Source organism: Meiothermus cerbereus, assembly GCF_051297115.1.
GTDB lineage: Bacteria > Deinococcota > Deinococci > Deinococcales > Thermaceae > Meiothermus > Meiothermus cerbereus_A.
Window position 1 is genome coordinate 1 of record NZ_JBEVAL010000016.1, and the last position, 19436, is coordinate 19436.

Consider the following 19436-nt stretch of genomic DNA (forward strand, 5'->3'; position numbering starts at 1 on the left):
TTCATCTTTGCCCACAACTTCAAGCGTCTGGCCAGCGTTTTGTAGGTAGCAACTTGGGTTTATGTTAATCGTCCGGGAACCCAGAACGTGGAGGCCAATGCCTATGCGGCCCTGAAGGAACTCGACTACTTTATGAGCCGCGAGGATAGCTACCGCTACAGCTTTGGGGGGCGAGCGATTGAGCTGCGGAAGAAGCCCTTCGATATGGTTTTTTTGGTAAATCGGCAAAACCGCGCGGGCAAAACCTTCAACGAGGTAGAGGACCTGATGGAGTTGTTGGGCCTTGGCCTTTACCTGTTGGGGGGGCCGCTGGGAAAGGAACAGGCCGATACCTTCGACAATATCGTGCATCAGCTCAACGAGCAAAAAGGGAAATACTACGGCAAGACCGCTCACTACGCGAGCTTTGGGGCCGCCGAACTCCGCTTCCGGCCACAGGCACTCCAGCAAGAAGTAAAGCGACAGCAGACCCTCGAGGCGCTGGAACAGCTTTTGTATGGTGGCTTCGACTGGGAGCCTGTAGAAGCACGTAGGCGCCTGGATGCACTCCGGACTTTCAACAAAGAAGTGGCTCCCCCTCAGCTAAGAGCCGCCAACAGCCGCTCGGAGGATGCAAGCCGATGGCAGGAAGCACAAACCACCCTGCACACCTGGCAAAACCAGATTGAGGAAGCCCTTTGGGAAGAGTGGCAGGCAAGCGATTTTCGGGCATTCATTCGCACAGAGGCCCAGCAAAACTTCGCTGGGCGTAGCCTGGGTAATCTTCAGGAGGCCTTAAAGCGGCTTTTGCAAGAGGCCCGGCAACTGCACAGCGAGCTGGAGCAAAAAGCCAAGGAGAGCGTGGAAAAATACAACCAGCTAGTTGGAGGTATAGATCAGAGGGCGAACAAAGCCGATCAGAAAGGTGGTTTTTTGGGGTTTGGTCGCAGGGATGACACAGAACCTGTTTTTACGAGAAGTACACTACCTGGCTTGCAAAACACTGCGAAAGAAGCAGCCCTTACGAAGGGTCGGGCTAAGCTGGCCGAGGATGCTGTTCGAGCGCTGGAGGAACTGCTCAGGGAGCTTGGAACAGCCCGTGAACGCATCGAAAAATACAAGGATGGGCTAAGCCGGGGTAATGACGAAGACTTGCTTCAGAAGCGGGATAAGGACCAGAACCCCTTCACCCTCACCTTACCCCCGGCCTACCTCAAAACAGAAGGTCAGGTACAGGCCCAGCAGCCCGACTTACACTGGAACCTCGAGGCCCTCCTCAAAAACCCTGAAGACGAGGTGAAGCAGAAGCTGGATAGCCCCAGCATCGCCTTTGCCCAGTGGCTTCAGGAAAGCCTGCAACGCAAGGAGACCGATAGCGAACTCTGGGAGAGCGTGGAGCGCACCTTCCGCGAGGCAGATGATATTTCCTCTCCCGCCTGGGACTACGAGGACGCCTGGGTCTCTAATCCGGGCCTGGGCTACCGCGAGCAGGTGCATATTCTGGGTATCGAGGACTCCAGCAACCGTGAACATCCGCTGATAGCCAGCGAAGATTTCAAAAACCTCCTGGCTTCTAACCTTCACGACCGCATGCGCCTGCAAGCGGTTTCTACCGGCGACAACGCCCGCATTCTCTTCTACAAAATAGAGGCCTCCATTCCAGCTTTTACGCTGCGGGGCATTGGTATTTATCGGGAGAAGTACCGGGCGCTTTCGGAAGACAGGAGCTTTCACATCCACCGCCACTGGGAAAACAACCTGCCCGATCTCTTCCCCGCGCCTTCTGAAGAGCAGGTGGCCCAGGTTTGGACCAAGGCGCGCGCGCTGGAGCTTCTGAGCAAGAGCGAAGAAGGGTACGGCTTTGTCGACCGTCGCCAGGGGACTTCCAGGCGCCATCTTTTGGGGATAAGTCCGAGCCAGGCCTTCGAGGCCCTGGGCAAAGACTTCTTTGCTTTTAAAGAACTCGAGGCCCAAGTGAAAGCGGAGGAAGCAAAAAGGCTACGCGACCCCGATAAGCTCCAGAACATGAAGAACCGGCTGCCAAATGTGATACAAGAGCGGCGCGGACTCACCGAGGAGCCTACCTGGGACGAGGCGGAGCGGGCGATATTTGGCAAAGAACTTAAGGTGCTCGAGCAGTGGCTCGAGTACCTTAAGACCATCAGGCCCGAAGCGGGCAATGATGACTTCCCAGCCCTTTGATTCTATGATTCATCCAACGCTGGTTGTGGCCTTTCCAGGGCTTGGGCAGGACCTGGTGCAGGAGGCCTTGAGTGCATGGGGACAGCGCTTGGGGAATAGGCAGCTTGCGCTCGAGGTGGTGCTGGAGCCTAGAGCGACAGAAGCTGCCCTCAAAAAACTACTGAGCCAGGAGCGCTTCCTGAAGCTTCAGGGTCTGGGGTATGCCCTGGATCCAGCGCTGAACCTGGTGGTTTTTGCTGAGGCCAGCCATGCAGAGCTGGACAATTTTTTGCAAGAAACAAGCAGAAACCTACGCAGCGGGCCCCGGAAGGGGTTGGAGGTTCGCCTGCACTTGGTGCTTTTTGTGGGAAGCGCCGACGACCTCGAGGCCCTCAAGCACCTTCCCCCCGACCCCAGCCACGAGCCGGCAACCCGGCTCTGGCCCGTTTCCCGCTGGTCCAGGAGTGGCCTTCGGCTGGCCCAGGAGCGCCACCTGACCCCCTGGGTGCAGCATTTTGTGGAGGCCCTGCTTCTTTCACAGGTACCCTTGCATCCCGAAAACGGGCGCGACTGGGTCGGTCTGGGTATTGCGCGCCTGGAAAAGGAAAAGCCCAGCCCTGCTGCCCTGGCTGCCATCATCTTCCAGTGGGTGCAGAAGGTGCGGCTGAACGCCCCTTCCGCTATTCCTCCTGCGCCTTCGTGTGTCTGGACACCCCCATCACCCCCGCAGAGTTCCCCGCGGACTTCCTGCGACCAACACCCGCAATGGAGCGGATCGGTGTGGGAAGAGCAGCGAAAAAAGTCTGGGGAAAAAGCCGAAGAAGCCCTGGATCAACAGCTTATTTCCCTCGAGGGCCCCTACCCCTACGAAATAGGCCGTCAGGCGCTCCTTCATGGGCTGCCGGCGCTCAAAGGAGCCATAGCGGACATGGGGCGAGCCCTGGAAGAGCTCGAGGATCGAGAGAAAGAGCTTCTGGAAAAGTTAGACCAGGCCGCAGGCATGCCAGGAAAGCGCGGCCGACTCCAGCGGCTTTTAACCCGGCAAAAGCGCGGCCTGGATTTGCAAGATGAAATTGTCCGCCTGAAGCAAGTGCTGGAACCGGTAAACCAGGCGCTTGAAGAGGGTGATCTGGAGTTTTTTTTGAAAACAGACGCGGAGGCTAAAGCCCTTCGGGAAAAGCTGGACGAGATATACCAGAAGTTCGAGGAAAACCGCCACCGCTGGGAAAATGACCTTATTCCATCCCCTCAACCCCAGGATGCCTGGTGGAAAAGGCTGCTAGGGCGCAAGAAGCAAGCCCCACAGGGCCAGACCTTGCTGCGCAAGCGCCTTTGCGACGCTGCCTGGGATTTGCTCAAGCAGGCCGAGGAGATACAGCAAAGCTATACCCAGCGCCATCACACCCTGCTGGGCCTCTGGCAGGAGCTGGTGTTGCTGCGGACACACCGGGAAGCTTTGGCACGGGAGAGGGAGCGGGCGCTAAAGGTCCAGAAGGCTATTCTGGCCTACAAGCCGCCCGCTGTCGGCCAGGAGGACAACCCCCTGATAATCCGAATGCCCTACCACCTGCGAACCGATCACCCCGTTTTGCAACGGGAAGCCGAGTTGCTGGTAAAGGAAGGGGCGCTGGAGGCTTTTTGGGATCAGGATCAGGAAGCTTTCGGCCAGGCCCTGTGGGCTCGAGCACAGAAGGCAGCCAGGGCTTTGCAAGGACAGGTGCAGTGGAAAGCGGGAGAGGAGGTCTGGTTTATGGTGGTGGCTGCTGCTGCCCCTCGAGTACTGGTGGGCAACTGGCCGGAGCACCGTCAGTACGCCTACGTGCTGGGCAAAGCCCTGCAAGACCGCTGGGGAGAAGCCTACGACCAGGAGGAGTGGTTCCCAAATGAAACGGTCCTTCTAAGGCTGCTCTACCCCCTGGCCTACCCGCACTTTCTGGAGGAGGAGGCCGAAGAGGGCTTGCCTGAACAGGAGAACGAAAAACCTACAGGGCCGGGTGCAGAACCCCCCATAAGCAACGAGGTGGTGCGGGACAATCCCCTTTTGGACGAGCTGTTAGGCTTATAGGGAGAAATTATGTTTCAGGAAATAGCCCAGAGGGTTTTTAAGGGGCACGTGGTGGAGAAGCGGCTTGCGCAGGAGACGGTGTTTCACCGCGTGCCCCGGTTCGTGGTGGAGCACCTGCTAGCCAAGGCAGGGGGAAGCCCGGAGGCGATAGACAAGGTGCGCAAGCTGCTGGAGGAGCGCTACCTGGGCTCCGAGCACCAGGAGTGGATTAAGGATCGTTTGCTGCGGGAAGGCCGGATGGTGCTTATTGACCGCCTCGAAGTTCGGGTAGACCTCAACTCGGGCCAGCACCGTGCCTTCATCCCCAGCCTGGGCGAGTATCCCGCCGAGGTGGAGTACACCCTGCCCGAGAAGCATCCGGGGGTTCTGTACGGGATGTGGGGCACGCTGGAACTGATGTACGAAGGGGGAAAGGGCCGGGTGAAGGTGAAGCAGTTTGTGCCCTTCCAGGCCAGCCTCACCTCCCTCGAGCCCTACCGCCAGGCCCGCCTGGCTTTCAGCGAAGAACAGTGGGCAGACTTCCTTTTAGGCAGCGTGGGCCTCAACCCCGCCGTGCTGACCGAGCGGCAGAAGCTGCTCTACCTGGCCCGCCTGGCCCCGCTGGTGGAACCAAACCTTCACATAATGGAGCTGGGACCGCGACAGACCGGCAAGACCTATCTGCTACGGAACCTTTCGCCCGAAGCATTTGTAATTTCTGGGGGCAAGGTAAGCCCGGCGGTGCTTTTCTACAACCAGCTCACGCGCAAGCCGGGCCTGGTGCCCACCTACCAGGTTCTTATCTTTGACGAAATTGCCCATACCGCCTGGGAAGACCCTTCTATTCTCTCCATCCTGAAGGACTATATGGAGTCGGGGCAGTTTAGCCGGGGCGGGCGTACCCTCACTTCCGAAGCCTCTCTGGTCTTCCTGGGCAACACCGACCACCCCGCGCCCCCCCTGACCCGGGTTCTGCCCCAGGGGCTCAAGGCAGACACAGCCTTTCTGGATCGCATCCACGGGCTACTCCCCGGGCACGAGTTTGCCAAAATCACGCCCGAGCTTCTTTACCAGGGGCCGGGGTTGGTGGTGGACTACCTGAGTGCCACCCTGCGCAAGCTGCGCCCCCTGGCTTTTACCCCCGAGCTTTCCCTACCCAAAGGGCTCACCCAGCGGGACATCCGGGCCGTGAAGAAGTGGGTCTCGGCCTTGCTCAAGCTGCTCTATCCGCACCAGGGCTGGCCCCAGGAGCGGGTGGAAGCCTTGGCCCAGTTTGGCCTCGAGCTACGCGAACGGGTGTACCAGGAGATGAGCCACTACAACCCCGAAGAGTTCCCGCCGCGGAAGCCAGCTCAAGAACCCGGCCTGCACTGGGAAGCGCTTTTTCCTCTGCTGGATGAGGCTTATCATCCTCTCTTCCGCGCCCTTCAGCAACGCGGAGCGCCCCCACCCACAGAAGGCCCCGAGGATCTGCCCGGCGCCAATGGCGAGATGGGCCAGAGCCTGGCCCGCTGGGGGGACAAGCGCCTTTTGCCCCAGGGCATTTCGGGTGAAGGCTTTCCGGTGGCGCCCCACACCTCGCCCGAGGAGGTGTTGCGCTTTTTGGGCCTAGAATGACGCTTATGGACGTGGTTGAACTTCTAAAACCGGGGGCCTTGTTTCGGGCTCGAGGCCGGGATTACCGCTTAGAGCGCAAAGAGGGGGAGCTGGTTTTTGCCCGCACGGTGGACAGCGAGGAAGAAGCCATCTTCTACCTGCCATTGGAAGGGTCTACCCTGAAGCTCACCACCCTGGGCTATCCACCCGAATCCCCCGGCGACCCAGCCCTGCACGACCTGCTCCTGCGGGCCCTGGCGCTCAGCGCCCTACACGCCGATGCGCCATTTTTGGCCCTGCAGCGTTCCCGGGTGGTGCCGGCCAACTACCAGCTGGTGCCCCTGCTGATGGCCTTGCGGCAGCCCCGGGTGCGGCTGCTCATCGCCGACGATGTGGGTCTGGGCAAGACCATCGAGGCCGGCCTCATCACCAAGGAGCTGCTGGTGCGGGGCAAGGCCCGCCGGGTGCTGGTGCTGGCCCCGGCCCACCTGCTGGCCCAGTGGCAGGAGGCTTTGCGCCGCTTCTTCCACCTGGATTTTGTGGTGCTTTCCGGGAGCAGCCTCAAGCGCCTGGCCCGCACCCTGCCGCCGGGGGCCAACCCCTGGAGCATGCACGATCTGGTAATCGCCAGCCTGGACTACGCCAAACAGGATGGGGTTCGCCCCCAGGTGCTCTTTCAGGACTGGGATCTGGTGCTGGTAGACGAGGCGCATATGGCGGCCCGCCCCCCTAGCGAGAAAGGCAGCCAGATGGAGCGCTTTCGCCTGGTGCGGGAGCTGGCGAAACGGGTTCCTCATCTCCTCCTTACCACCGCCACCCCCCACAACGGCTACCGCGAAAGCTTTTACAGCCTGCTCGAGCACCTCGACTTGGCCGGTCTGGGCCTTTTCAAAAACGGGAACCTGGACCGGGAAGCCGCCAAAAAACACGTGGTGCAGCGGCGCAGGCGCGATGTGGAAGACTGGTTCCGCCGCGAAGGAAAAAGAAGCCCCTTCCCCGAACGGGAAGCCAAAGAGGTGGCCGTTGAGCCGAGCCGAACCGAGGTGGAGCTTTTTGAGGCGGTGCGCCGTTACCAGGCCGAGGTGTTCGACCCCGACCCTGCCAAGGTGCCCCAGCTCGGGCGGTGGCTGGCCCTGCACCTCATGCGGCGGGCCACCAGCTCGGCCAAAGCCCTCGAGATAAGCCTTATGCGGCGCAAAACCGCCCTGGAAACGCTGCTGGCCGGGCCTTCCCAGCCCACCCAGGAAGAAGCAGCGGCCCTCTTCGATACCGCTCCCGAGCGCCTCCTGCCCGAGGAAGCGGAGGTGAGCCTCGAGCTCTCCTTAGCCGACCAGGCCCGGGTCCAGGCGGAGAAAGCCTACCTCGAGGTTTTGCTACAGCACCTCAAGCGAAGCCGCCGGGACAGCAAGCTGGAGGCCCTGCTCGAGCTGCTCAAAGACCCCCTGCGCCTGGGTCAGGGGCGGGTGCTGGTGTTTACCCGCTACAAGGACACCCTGGCCTATTTGCTGGAGCGCCTGAGCCAAGCCCTTCCGCAGCCGGTTTTTGGGGTACACGGCGAGATGAGCGAGCGGGAGCGGGAAGAGGTGCTCCTGGCTTTTGCCCAAAAGAAGCAGGCCGTGCTGGTGGCTACCGATGTCTTTTCCGAAGGGCTCAACCTCCAGCACTACGCGGCCCGGCTGGTGCACTACGACCTGCCCTGGAACCCCAACCGCTTAGAGCAGCGAAACGGGCGCATAGACCGCTTCGGCCAGCCCGAACCCAAGGTGCATATCCGCACCCTGTACTACCAGCGCTCCTTTGATGTGGCGGTGTTTAGGCTCCTTTTGCAAAAGGCCGAGCGCATCCGGCAGGAGATGGGGGTGGTGCCGGCTTTCTTTGGGGACGAGGGCTACTTGAGGCGGAGCCTCGAGGCCCTCTGGGCGCAGGACTGGCGGGGGGAACGGCTGGGCCAGACCGGTCTTTTTCAGGCCGAGGCCGAGGAAACCCAGATGGCCCAGCGGGTGGTGCAGGAAGGCTTCTATGGGCACAGCGAGTTCAGCCTGCCCGATGTGGAGCGGCGCTTGCAGGAGGCCCTAGACCGGATGGGGGGAAGCCAGTCGCTGGAGCGCTTTGTGCTGGATGGGCTGCGCTACCTGGGGTGGCAGGTACAGGGCGAGGGCCCCTACACCGCCCAGCAGGGGGTTGGCGAGGCCATACCGGGCCTCGAGCGCACCTTTGGCCCCTTCAGCTTCGACCCCGAGGCCCCCCTGGGGGTGGAGGTGCTGGACCTGGCCCATCCGGTGGTCGAGCACCTGGTGGCCCACCTCCGTTACCGGGCCTACCGCGACCTGGACGGGGCCCGCACCACCTTCCTGAGCGCCGCTGCGGCCACTCCCCCGGTGGCCTTCTACCACTACCGGGCCAGGTTCCTGGGCCCCCAGGGGGAGGCCCTGGAGCACCAGTTCCGCAAAGCCCTGCGCCTGCTGGATGGGCAGGAGCTTTTGCCAGAGGAAGCCCAAGACCTGTGGGGCAAGCGACAAAAAGCCGCCCCGCTTCTCACCACAGACCAGATGCGCGCCCTGGCCCGCACCGCCCTCCTGGCCCCGCTGGAAGAGATGGGCCAAAAAGGTGCGCTACAGGCCCTAGAAAAGCTCCGACAAGAGCGCGAGGCCCTACGCCGCGACCTGCTGCGGGCCTACGGAACCCTGCCGGAGGCCTTCCAGGAACTGGAAAAGCTGGAGCTTTTGGGGCAAGAATTGCTGGCCGTAACGGTGTTGGTGCCGAAAAGGGGAGCCGCTTGAAAAAGGCGTTCTCATTCCCTAGGCTATTGGTAAATCGCGCTCCTGGCCGTGCGCATTCGCCTTCATCCGAGAATGCCCACCCCAGGGGTATTTTTATTTTCAACCCCATAAAGCCCGATGCACACGGGCACATAGACGGACTTAAGTCCACCAGTCCAAAGCCTGGCTACGATAAGGAATAGGTCATGTTCTACAGCGTCCGCATCTCCGGTGGCCTTCTAACCGAGGAATTTTTGAACAACCTGGCCCGCCCCGAGGCCCTGAAGGAAGCGGGCCTTTCGCTGGCGGAGCTGGAGGAGAAGTTTCTGGCCCTCTTCAGCCTGTACGAGCGGGTGCGCCCCCTCGAGTTCCCCGAGGTTTCCCAGGCCCGGGAGGCCTGGTTGATACCCTTTTTCCGGGTTTTGGGCTTCGATCCGGTGTACAACCGGGCTCACCTTCAGGTAGAGGAGCAGACCTTTGCCATCAGCCACCGGGGCTGGAACCAGGAGGAGGCCCCGCCTTTGCACCTGGTACTGCAAGACCTGGACGAGAAACTCGCCTACCGCAGCAAAAGCCCCCACGGGCTGCTTCAGGCCTACCTGAACCTCCACCCCGAGCAGGCCTGGGGCCTGGCGGCCAACCCCCGCGAGGTGCGCCTGCTGGGCAGGTACTACCATGTCTCCACCCCCGGCTACGTGGCCTTCTACCTGGCCGAACTCTTCGAGGCCCCCCGCGAAGCCGCCCTGCGGGAGTTTCAGGTGCTCTACCTGTTGCTTTCCAAAAGCCGCTTCCAGCAGGCCCAGGGCGAAACCCCCCTGGACCGCTACCGCCGCCTGGCCCGCGAGGTGGGGGTGCGGGCTAAAGAGGCCCTGAAGAAGGGCGTGGTGCGGGCCCTCGAGGCTTTGGGCAATGCTTTTTTGAGCGAGGGCTTGCGGGAAGAAATCCAGCACCCCGAGCGCCTGCAGGCCTATCACCAGGAGCTTTTGCGTCTGGTCTACCGCCTGCTCTTTTTGTTCTACGCCGAGCAGCGCAAGCTGATTCCGCACCAGGGGCGCTTGTCGTGGGTCTACGAGCGGGAGTACAGCCTGCTGGCCCTGCGGGAAAAGGCGGCCCGGCTGCGCTTTTTGCGCGACGAGCAGACCGATCTGTGGGCCAAACTGCTGCTCACCTTCCGGCTGGTGCACCAGGGGGACGAGGTTCTGGGCGTGCCCGCCCTGAACGGCGAGCTATTCGCGCCCGAGTCCATCGCCACCCTCACCCAGCGGGGCCGCCCACCCAAAAACAGCGAGCTTTTGGAGGCCATACGCCACCTGGCCTTTGTGGAGCGGGAAGGGGCTTTGGAGCGGGTCAACTACCGCGACCTCGAGGTCGAAGAGATCGGCCACGTCTACGAGGAAATTCTGGCCCTTTCGCCCCGCCTGCTGGAGGGCCGCTACAACCTGGAAAGCCATCTGCTGGAGCGCAAGTCCTCGGGTAGCTACTACACCCCCCGCGAGCTGGTGCAGCTGGTGGTGCGGGAGGCCCTCTCGCCGGTGCTGGAGGAGCGCCTGAAGGCTGCCGGTGAGGACCCAGAGGCCCAGGCCCAGGCCCTGCTTTCCCTGCGGGTGATTGACCCCGCCATGGGCTCGGGGGCTTTCCTGATCTCGGCTTTGGAGTACCTGGCCCAGCGCCTGGCCGAGCTGCGCCAAAAAGCCAACCCCCAGTCTGAGTTTGCCCGGCTCTACGAGGAAGCCCGGCACGAGGTGGCTGCCCGCTGCCTCTTTGGGGTAGACCTCAACCCCATGGCGGTGGAGCTGGCCAAGCTTTCTTTGTGGATTGCCGCTGCCGCTCGGGGCCGCCCCCTTTCCTTCCTGGACCACCACCTGAAGGTGGGCAACTCCCTGGTGGGGGCCCCCAGGGACTTCTTGGAAAAAGGCATCCCCAAGGAGGCCTACAAGCGCGAGGGCCTGAGCGCCGAGGTGGTAAAAAGCCTGAGCTTTACCAAGAAGCCCGGCAAAACCCCCCTGGCCCTGGACAACCCGCCCCCACCCCCACCCCTCGACTACGAAGAAAAAACCGTGCAGGACGTAGAGAAAAAGCGCCGCCTGTACACCCAGTGGCGCCAGAGCGAGGCCGTGCAAAAGTGGGAGCGCCTGGCCGACTACTGGACCGCCGCCTTCTACCTGCGCCCAGCCCCCGCCGTGCGCCTCCCCGACGCCCAGGGCCTCAACTGGCTGGCCCAGCAAGCCGGACACGCCAGCCTGGCCCAGTGGGAAAACTCCACCTACCTCTCGCCCCCCACCCTGGCCGCCATCCAGAGCGCCAAAGCCCGCCACCGCTTTTTTCACTGGTGGCTCGAGTTCCCCGAGGTGTTGGCGCAGGGCGGGTTTGATGTGCTGCTGGGTAACCCACCGTGGGAAAAGGTAAAGCTGGAAGACAAGCAATTTTTCGCCGAAAAAGCTTCCGAGTTAGCCGAGGCCCCAAACGCTGCCGAGCGGAAGAAGCTGATAGAAGCCCTGAAGGAGAAGAACCCCGCCCTCTACCAGGAATACCAGGCAGCCCTGCTGGACGCCGAGGCCACCTCTGGCTTCCTGCGCCACGCAGGGCGCTACCCCCTCACCGCCCGAGGGGACATCAACACCTACCCCCTCTTCGCCGAGCTGGGGCGGAGCCTCCTCCACCCCAGGGGGCGGATGGGCATGATTGTGCCCACCGGCATCGCCACCGACGACTCCAACAAAGAGTTTTTTGGCGACGTGGTGGACAAGGGGCAGCTTGCGGCCCTGCTGGACTTTGAGAACCGCGAGGGCATATTTCCAGGCGTTCACCGCTCGTACAAATTCTGCGTTCTTATCTTGCAGGGAAGCGGAACCGGCCAACCCGCCCGGCTGGCCTTCTTCGCCACCCGCACCACGCACGCAGAAGACCCCCTGCGCCTGTTTGCCCTAAGCCCCCAGGACTTTGCCCTGCTCAACCCCAACACCCGCACCTGCCCCGTCTTCCGCACCCGGCAGGACGCCGAGCTCACCAAGGCCATTTACCGCCGGGTTCCTGTGCTATGGCGGGAGGCAAGAGAGGTGCCCAACGTACCCGAGGGCGGCCTGCTGCCCGCCAGCGCTCCGCTTGCGCCGGGCACAAAAGTGCTGCCCGAGCAGAACCCCTGGGGGGTGGTGTTCTCTACTCTCTTTCACATGTCCAACGACTCCCACCTCTTCCGCACCCGGAGGGACCTCGAGGGCCAGGGCTTCCGGCTGGTGGGCAACCGCTTCGTGAGGGGGGAGGAGGTCTACCTGCCCCTCTACGAGGCCAAGATGTTCTGGCACTACGACCACCGCTTCGCCGGGTTCCCTGGAGTAGGGGAAGAGCGAACCGAGGAGCTTCCCCCCGAGAGGAAGGCCGACCCCGCCGCCCTGCCCCTGCCCCGGTACTGGGTAAAACAGCATGAGGTGGAGGCACGATGCGAAGAGAAAGGGTGGTATAAACCTTGGTTTTTTGGCTTTCGGCGGATTGCCCGGAGTACGGACGAACGAACCTATATTTCCGCTAGCTTTTGCAAAACTGGAGCAGGAGATAACGTCTTCCTGCTCTTGCCTAAGGGTGCTTTATCTGTAGCATCTACAGCTTTACTTGCTAACCTAGATTCCTTGCCCTTTGACTACGTTGTTAGGCAAAAAGCGGGTGGCACCAACCTTAACTTCCACTACGTCAAGCAGTTCCCCGTCCTCCCCCCCTCGGCCTACCAACCGAAAGACCTCCGCTTCATCGTCCCCCGCGTTCTGGAGCTCACCTACACCGCCTGGGACCTGGCCCCCCTGGCCCAGGACGTGTGGCGGGAGGCGGACGAGGGGCTAAGGGAGGCCATCCGGGCCTTTTTGGCGGGGGCCAGGCTCCACCCGGACACCCCTCCCGATTGGGTGGAAGCTCCCTACCCCTTCCCCCCCTTCGTCTGGGACGAGGAGCGAAGGGCCCTCCTCCGGGCCGAGCTGGACGCCTACTACGCCCGGCTCTACGGCCTAAACCGCAAGCAGCTCCGCTACATCCTGGACCCCAAAGACCTCACGCCTAAGGAGCTAGAGGACATTCTCTCGGACAAGGAAGAGGTGGAAGACCCCCTGGACGAGAAGGCCTACCGGAAGAGGGTGGAAAAGAGCGCCTTCCCCGGCGAAACCTTCCGGGTGCTCAAGGACAAGGAGATGAAGCGCTTCGGGGAGTACCGCACGCGGAGGCTGGTCCTCGAGGCGTGGGAGGAAATTCTAAAAAATACTAGGCATAAGGGAAGGTGAGAATATGTGGACTGGATGGCCTTTGGGAACTCGATTTCGCCTTTTGCTGAAGGGAGCTAACGAAGTGGTATTAACCCTTATGGAAAATCCCGATCCACCTACGGTAGGTTTTACACCTGGATCAGATTTAGCGAAGGCTCTCGAGGGTTGGGTGGATAATCCGAGCTCGGAGATTCATTTAGCTACAAAAAAGGGTAAGGTGCGGCATGTGCTTCTCGAGTATCAGCTTCCAGGAGGCCAATGGGTTAATAATAGCCCGGATCTTTGGGATGCCATTCGTTATTTTGGACCCAAAATAGTTGTGGAGAATCCCCAGAAAGTTAATGCTCTTCGAGAAAAACTCCAATCTTTGGGTATAAATGTGCGAGGAATAATAGACCTTGACGTGGCCGAGTGGCTGATAGCCTTCAAGGAGTCTCCAGAAACTGCCCCCGAGCCTCACTCTCGTATACCTCCTGAATACCAAGTGGAGTACTTCATGTATAAGCTTCGCCAAGGTGAAGATTACTTGGCCGCCAGAATCGCGAGGATTCAAAGAAAAGACATAGAAGATCCCTTGCGTGCTCTTCTATTTGTTCGTGAATGGAAAGATAAGATTAATGAAAGAAATCGCCCGGCCCTTCTCAACGTTGGAATAGCGGCCATTACCGATATTTGGAATATGTTCTCTGACAGCGACCCAGAATTACTTCAAGAGGCCTTGCAATTTGGCAAAGAGGCACTTGAAATAGAAAAAAGCTCTTATACCTACTGTGCTCTTCAGGCAATTTACAGGGCTCTAGACCAGCACGGCGAGGCCGATGACTGTATTCAACAGGCCGAACTTCTTGGAAAGCCTTGTCAGGACACTGGCCGCAGAATCCGGCGCATTTCCGCTACAAGCGATGTGGAAGCACGGGGCGAGCATTTTCTGGACAAGAAGGATGACCTAGATTTTTGAAACTCCGCCAGAACGTTGTTTCACCTGCGTCTTTATTTACCTCGTATAGGGGGACATGCTGGGAGCCTAGGAGGGGTTGTTGCACGGGTGCTAAAGGAAATGGTTCAAAAATCTGGGGCTATATTCAGGTGTTTGGCTAGTATAGACTTATGCCTGTTCACTTGAAGGAAGTACCCCGCTGGTACGAGCCGCAGGTTTGGTTTGCTCAGGTTCTTCCTCGAGTGGCGGGGGGCGAAAGCCTGGACTGGAGCCAGACCGAGGCCGACCCCAGGAGCCTCGAGGTGCTGCTGGGGCCCATCAAAGCCCTGGGCCTGGGCCCCGAGGCGCTACAGGAGCGCCTGGGTTTTGCCACTATGTCGGGGGCGCTGCGACACACGGTGGCAGCGCTGATGGGGCTCAATATCCCCAGCCTGACCAAAGGGCCACCGGTGCGCGACCCCTTCCGCCAGCTCCAAAGCATACAGGAGAACTTCCGCGGCTATGCCGAAAGCTTTGTAACCCCGCGCAACCCCGCCATTGCCGAATACCTGCGAAAAGGCATCGAGGAAGCCGACCTTTTGTGGCGCGAGCCCTTTATTGCACAAAAGCGCCGCTACCGCGCTGGGCCAGGGCTGGAAACGCTCATCCGCGAGGGCCTTCTGCCGCCGGGCATCCGCCCTTTGCTGCGGCAAAAGCCCGAAGACTTCTACGACCACACCCCCATCCACCCCTATCTGCACCAGTATCAGGCCCTGGAAGCGGCCCTGAAGGGCGAAAGCTTTGTGGTGGCTACCGGCACGGGCTCGGGCAAGAGCCTGGCCTTTGGTCTGCCCATTCTGGCCTATGCCCTAGAGCAGCAGCGCCCTGGGGTCAAGGCCCTGATCATCTACCCCATGAACGCCCTGGCCAACTCCCAGTACCGCGACTTTGCCCTCAGGCTCAACGGCTCGGGGTTGCGGATCGCCCTGTACAACGGCGAGACCCCCAGCACCCAGCAAGAGGGCCAGGCCCTCAAAGAGCGCATCGCCCTCGAGCGCCCCGTAAGCGATGCGGAGGTGTTTAGCCGGCAGGAAATCCGCGCCAACCCCCCGGACATCCTCATGACCAACTACGTGCAGCTCGAGCTGCTGCTCACCCGGGGCGAGGACCGCTACCTCTTCCCCCCCGAGCACCAGGGGGTGCTGCGCTACTTGGTGCTGGACGAGGTGCACACCTACGCGGGCCTTAGGGGGGCCGATGTGGCCCTGCTCATCCGCCGCCTGCGCCAGCACACCGGCACCACCCAAAGCCTCCAGGTTATAGGCACCTCGGCCACCGTGGACCGGGGCGAGGAGGCCATCCGCCGCTTTGCAGAAAACCTCTTTGGTGCGCCGGTGGCCCGGGTGATTGGGGAGACCTACGAGCCCCCGCCCCCCCTCGACCTAAGCGGCCTGCCCCCAGAGCTGGCCCAGGAGGTGGAACCCGAGCGGTCCAGGGTGGAACAGACCCTGTGGTTTCTGGAGGAGACCCTGCGCGAACCCCGTACCCTGAGCGAGCTGGCCCAGGCCCAGGCCCAGCGGGAAGGGGTGGCCCTCGAGCAGGCCCAGCAAACGCTCAACCTGGCCCTGCGGGTGGGGGCGGCCACGGGGTGGCTGATTCCGCGCATCCACGCCTTTTATGCCCAGGCCCCCGAACTAACCGCCACCCTCGACCTAAAGGGCCTCTCGCTCAAAGGGGAGCGCCTTCTGGAGGGCAAACCCGCCTACCCGCTGGTCTTCTGCCGCAACTGCGGGCAGGAATACCTGGTGGCCCGCCTGGACAAAGATAAAACCACCTACCGGCCCGGCCCGCCGCTCCTGAGCCCCTTCGACGCCGAGGTGCGCTACCTGCGCCCCGGCATCTGGGATGCGGAGCGAGAACCCCCGCCCGAGGACTGGCAGGAAAACGGCCAGGTCAGGCGGGATAAGCAGCCCCTGTTGCCCCAGAACCAGGCCCTGAACCCCTTTACCGGAAAACGGGAAGAGGGCGGGGAGGTGCGGGTGGCGGTGCTGCCCTACCCGTTTAGTTTTTGCCCCACCTGCCAGGTGGCCCACTCCCGCCGGGGCGGGGAGATCCGCAAGCTGTCGGCTTTTGGGCTGGTGGGCCGCTCTACCGCTACCGACATCCTCACCCTTTCCACCCTGGCCCACCTTCCAGAGCAGGAGCGCAAGGTGATCGTCTTCACCGACAACCGCCAGGACGCCGAGTTCCAGGCCAGCCACTTCCAGGACCTCTTCCGCAAGGTGCTCTTCCGCCAGACCGCGCTGGAGATTCTGCAGGGGGGGCCCGTTCACCTGAGCGTGCTGGGGGAGCGGGTGTTTGAGGTCTGGAAAAAGAGCGACCCCCGCCAGGAGTTCTGCGAGCTGTACGACCTTGGCGCGCCCGAGGGCCAGGCTTTCCGCCGCCTGCTCGCCCTGGCGGCCATCCTCGAGGCCGCCCGCAACACCCAGCCCAACCTGAAGAACCTCGAGGCCGCGGGCTTGGTGCACTACACCTACCGCCATCTGGACGAGGTGGCCCAGGACGCCAGGGTGTGGGAGGGGCTCGAGTTGGCCCCGGAGGTGCGCCGGGACTACCTGCAGGGCCTTTTGGACCTGATGCGCCGCCGGGGGGCCATGGCCCACGAGTTCTTCAACCCCTGGCGCTTCCGCTTTGAGATTGAGGAAAAACTGGCGGCCTACCCCCAGGAGGTCTTCGTGGAGCCGGTGGGCGCGGCGGTGGTGCTGGAAACCCGCCCCCCCCAGCCCCCGCGCTTCGGCCACACCTTCCGCCTGCTGGGGGAGAAGCGCCCCAGCCTGTTTGAGGGCTGGACCATGGGGGCCCTCGGCCTGCCCCGCGAGGAGGCCCAGGCCCTGCTTAGGCGGGTGGTGCAGGCCCTCAAGGCACACCGGGTGCTTCAGACGGCTGGCCTGCCTGCCTGGGGGAGGGGAGAGGTGGCGGGCCTGGTGCTGAACCCGAACGCCATTCTGCTCAAAAAAACCGAGGGCCGCTACCTGTTCTGCCCCCGCAGCACCTACACCGGCTTTCTATATAGCCTTTACCGCTCGCCCGAGTACCCCGCCCAGCCTCTGGAGGAGCGGGAGGCGCACCCTTTCTACCAGGCTCTCTACCAGGAAAGGGTTTTTCCGGTTCCTCTGGAGGCTCGAGCCCATTCGGGCCAGGTGCCGGGGGAGGAGCGCCGCAAGCTGGAGGAGCGCTTCCGCGACCCCAACGACCCCCTGAGCGCCCTGGTGGCTACCCCCACCCTCGAGATGGGCATCGACATTGGGGCCCTTTCCTCGGTTTTCCTGCGCAACATCCCCCCTTCGCCGGCTAGCTACGCCCAGCGCTCGGGTCGGGCCGGGCGCAAGGGTCAGCCCGCCCTGATACAGGCTTTTGCCGGGGCCTTTGGGCACGACCAGTACTTCTACCGCTACCCGGAGAAGATGGTGCGGGGCAGCATCCAGGCCCCCCGCTTCCTGCTGGACAACCCCAGGCTCATCAAGGCCCACATCCGGGCCCTGGTGCTGGAGGTGCTGGCCCAGAGGAGCGGTTTCTCCCTGCCCACCCAGATCTCCCAGGCGGTAGACTACGAGGATCAGACCCGCTTTTATCCGCTCAAGGCGGCCTTCCGCCAGAGCCTGGAAGTGGACCTCAGGGCCTACCGAGCCGAGATCGAGGCGGCGGTGCAGGAAGCCTTCCACCAGGAGATGCAAAGCTACCCCTGGCTGACCCCAGCCACCATTGCCCAAACCATCCAGGGCTTCCTGGAAGAGCTCGATGGGGAGCTTTCCCCCTGGCGGGAGGAGTACCACGACGCACAGGCCCGCTTCGAGGAGTACACCACCCGCCTGAAAGGCATGCCGCCCAAGCACCCCCAACTGGACGAGATCCAGAGGGAAGTGCAAAGGGCCGATGAGCAGCGAAAACACCTGATTGACCTGGACCTCAGGGGTTACCTGGGAAGCCGGGGCTTTCTGCCCAACTACGCCTTTGCGCGGGCAGGCACTTGGGCCGAGCTGCTGACGCCCAACGAGGTGCGGCGGATAGACCGCCCGCCCTTCATCGCGCTCACCGAGCTGGCCCCCGGCAACACCCTTTATTACGGCGCGCGGCGCTATAGCCTCGAGCGGGCCGGTTTTTTGCCCAAGGAAGCTTCCCTGGAAAAGGGCAAGCGCTGCACCTGCGGCCATATCGAGACCCAGGGCCTGCGTTGCCGTGCTTGCGGCAAAGACCTGAGCGCAGTGGTCGCCGAGGTGCGGCTGATGCCCCCGCCGGTGGTGCTGGGGCTCTCCAAAAGGCGCATCTCCAGCGAGGAGGAGGAGCGCACCCGGCTTGGCTACGAGGTGGAATGGGACTGGCGGCCCAAAGACCTCCGGAGGCTCCAGGCCGATTCCCTGCGGCTCCTCTACGAGCACAACGCCGAGGTGGTGGCCCTCAACAAAGGGCCGCGGGCCTGGTTCCTGGACGAGGAGGAAGACCACCCCTTGCGCGGGGGGTTTGTCCTTTGTAAGCGCTGCCGCCGCTTCCTGCTTACCGAAAAAGAGCTAGAGGAGCACCCCTGGCGCGATTCCAAGCAGGGACGCTGCACCATGGGGGGAAGCGAGAGCGACCTTCTGCACAACCTGCTCATCCAGGCCCGGGCCGAAAGCGATGTACTGGCCCTCGAGGTGCCCCGGCCTTCCGAGCTGGACGAGTCCGCTGTGGAGGCTTTCTACAAAAGCCTGCTGGCGGCCTTCCGCAAGGCGGCCCTGATTACCCTGGAACTGGCCGACGACGAACTGTATGGCTTCCTTCAGCCTACCCCGGAGCCCAGGCTTCCCTACCGGGTGGTGCTGGTGGAAGGGCAAGAAGGGGGGCTGGGGGCCCTGGCCGCCCTGGCCGACTGGCCTGGGCAAGAGGAAAAACACCCCTTCCACGAGCTGGTGGGGGTGGCTTTGCGCCTGATGCACGCCGAAGAGGAAGGCTGCGAAAAAGCCTGCTACGACTGCCTTATGGACTATGGCAACCAGTGGGACCACCCTTTTTTGGATCGCACCCTGGTGTTGCCCTTTTTCCAAAAGCTAGAGGGGGTGGACTTCAAGCCAGCACAGCAGGATCAGACCCATCTGGAGGGGCTCCTGGCGCTGTGCGAGAGCGACCTCGAGCGGCGCTGGCTTTTAGAAGCCCACCACCGGGGCGTTCCCCTGCCGCAAAGGGCGCAGCACACCTTTCCCTTAGGGGAGTCCTTTACCCGCTTCGATTTTTATTACGACCAGGGCCTGGGCATCTATGTGGATGGGCCGCCCCACCTGGAGGAAGAACGCCGCCAAAAAGACCAGCAGCTTCGTACCCGGCTGACCCTTATGGGGGTGCCCTTCCTGGTCTTCTGCGAAGGGGAAGACTGGGCGGCAGGCTTCCGGGAGCTGGCGGCCTGGTTATCGGGTGGGCCTGCTGCGGGAGAGGCTTGGGAAGAGGCCTTACAACTGGCAGACCCCGCCTACCGGGCTCTGCTCGAGGGCCTGCGAGACGCAGGGATTAGCCCTCCCGATGCCGTAGGCGAGGATCTGCTGCAAAGGGGGAGTGTGGCGGGCCAGAGCATCGCCCGCTGGGGGTCTAAATGCCTTGTGCTGGCAGGGATGGGTGAGTTTGGCCTCGAGGTCAAACCCGATACACCCTTAGAGCTTGTCCTCGAGTATTTGCAGGGGGAGAAGTAGGCA

At 62.3% G+C, this 19436-nt stretch carries 7 protein-coding genes; all 7 read left to right on the forward strand.

Annotated elements, in window-relative coordinates:
• The first annotated feature begins 87 nt into the window (after positions 1-87).
• The 7 genes from ABWU19_RS05135 (at position 88) to ABWU19_RS05165 (ending at position 19433) form a co-directional block, all read left to right on the forward strand.
• Positions 88-2181 (forward strand): tubulin-like doman-containing protein, encoded by a 2094-nt coding sequence (locus ABWU19_RS05135; RefSeq protein ID WP_435900690.1) that lies wholly within the window; start codon positions 88-90, stop codon positions 2179-2181.
• Between the two features lie 4 nt (positions 2182-2185).
• Entirely contained in the window at positions 2186-4225 is a 2040-nt protein-coding gene (locus ABWU19_RS05140; protein ID WP_435900691.1) for a hypothetical protein, read from the forward strand.
• A gap of 9 nt (positions 4226-4234) precedes the next feature.
• Positions 4235-5821, forward strand: coding sequence for a BREX system Lon protease-like protein BrxL (brxL, locus tag ABWU19_RS05145; RefSeq protein WP_435900692.1), 1587 nt, complete (start codon positions 4235-4237; stop codon positions 5819-5821).
• A 5-nt stretch (positions 5822-5826) separates the two neighbouring features.
• Positions 5827-8580, forward strand: a complete 2754-nt coding sequence (locus ABWU19_RS05150; RefSeq protein ID WP_435900693.1) for a helicase-related protein — start codon at positions 5827-5829, stop codon at positions 8578-8580.
• Between the two features lie 185 nt (positions 8581-8765).
• Positions 8766-12821 carry an Eco57I restriction-modification methylase domain-containing protein gene (locus ABWU19_RS05155; RefSeq protein ID WP_435900694.1) on the forward strand — a complete coding sequence of 1352 codons (4056 nt, stop codon included), beginning with the start codon at positions 8766-8768 and terminating at the stop codon, positions 12819-12821.
• Between the two features lie 79 nt (positions 12822-12900).
• Positions 12901-13761, forward strand: coding sequence for a hypothetical protein (locus ABWU19_RS05160; RefSeq protein WP_435900695.1), 861 nt, complete (start codon positions 12901-12903; stop codon positions 13759-13761).
• 149 nt (positions 13762-13910) lie between these two features.
• On the forward strand, positions 13911-19433 hold the full coding sequence (locus tag ABWU19_RS05165) for a DEAD/DEAH box helicase (RefSeq protein ID WP_435900696.1): 5523 nt from the start codon (positions 13911-13913) through the stop codon (positions 19431-19433).
• Positions 19434-19436 lie beyond the last annotated feature (3 nt).

Bases quoted from the DNA above. Each gene is read 5' to 3' on its own strand.
- ABWU19_RS05165 (WP_435900696.1), top strand. From the start codon at position 13,911: ATGCCTGTTCACTTGAAGGAAGTACCCCGCTGGTACGAGCCGCAGGTT.
- ABWU19_RS05150 (WP_435900693.1), top strand. From the start codon at position 5,827: ATGGACGTGGTTGAACTTCTAAAACCGGGGGCCTTGTTTCGGGCTCGA.
- ABWU19_RS05155 (WP_435900694.1), top strand. From the start codon at position 8,766: ATGTTCTACAGCGTCCGCATCTCCGGTGGCCTTCTAACCGAGGAATTT.
- ABWU19_RS05160 (WP_435900695.1), top strand. From the start codon at position 12,901: ATGGAAAATCCCGATCCACCTACGGTAGGTTTTACACCTGGATCAGAT.
- brxL (WP_435900692.1), top strand. From the start codon at position 4,235: ATGTTTCAGGAAATAGCCCAGAGGGTTTTTAAGGGGCACGTGGTGGAG.
- ABWU19_RS05140 (WP_435900691.1), top strand. From the start codon at position 2,186: ATGATTCATCCAACGCTGGTTGTGGCCTTTCCAGGGCTTGGGCAGGAC.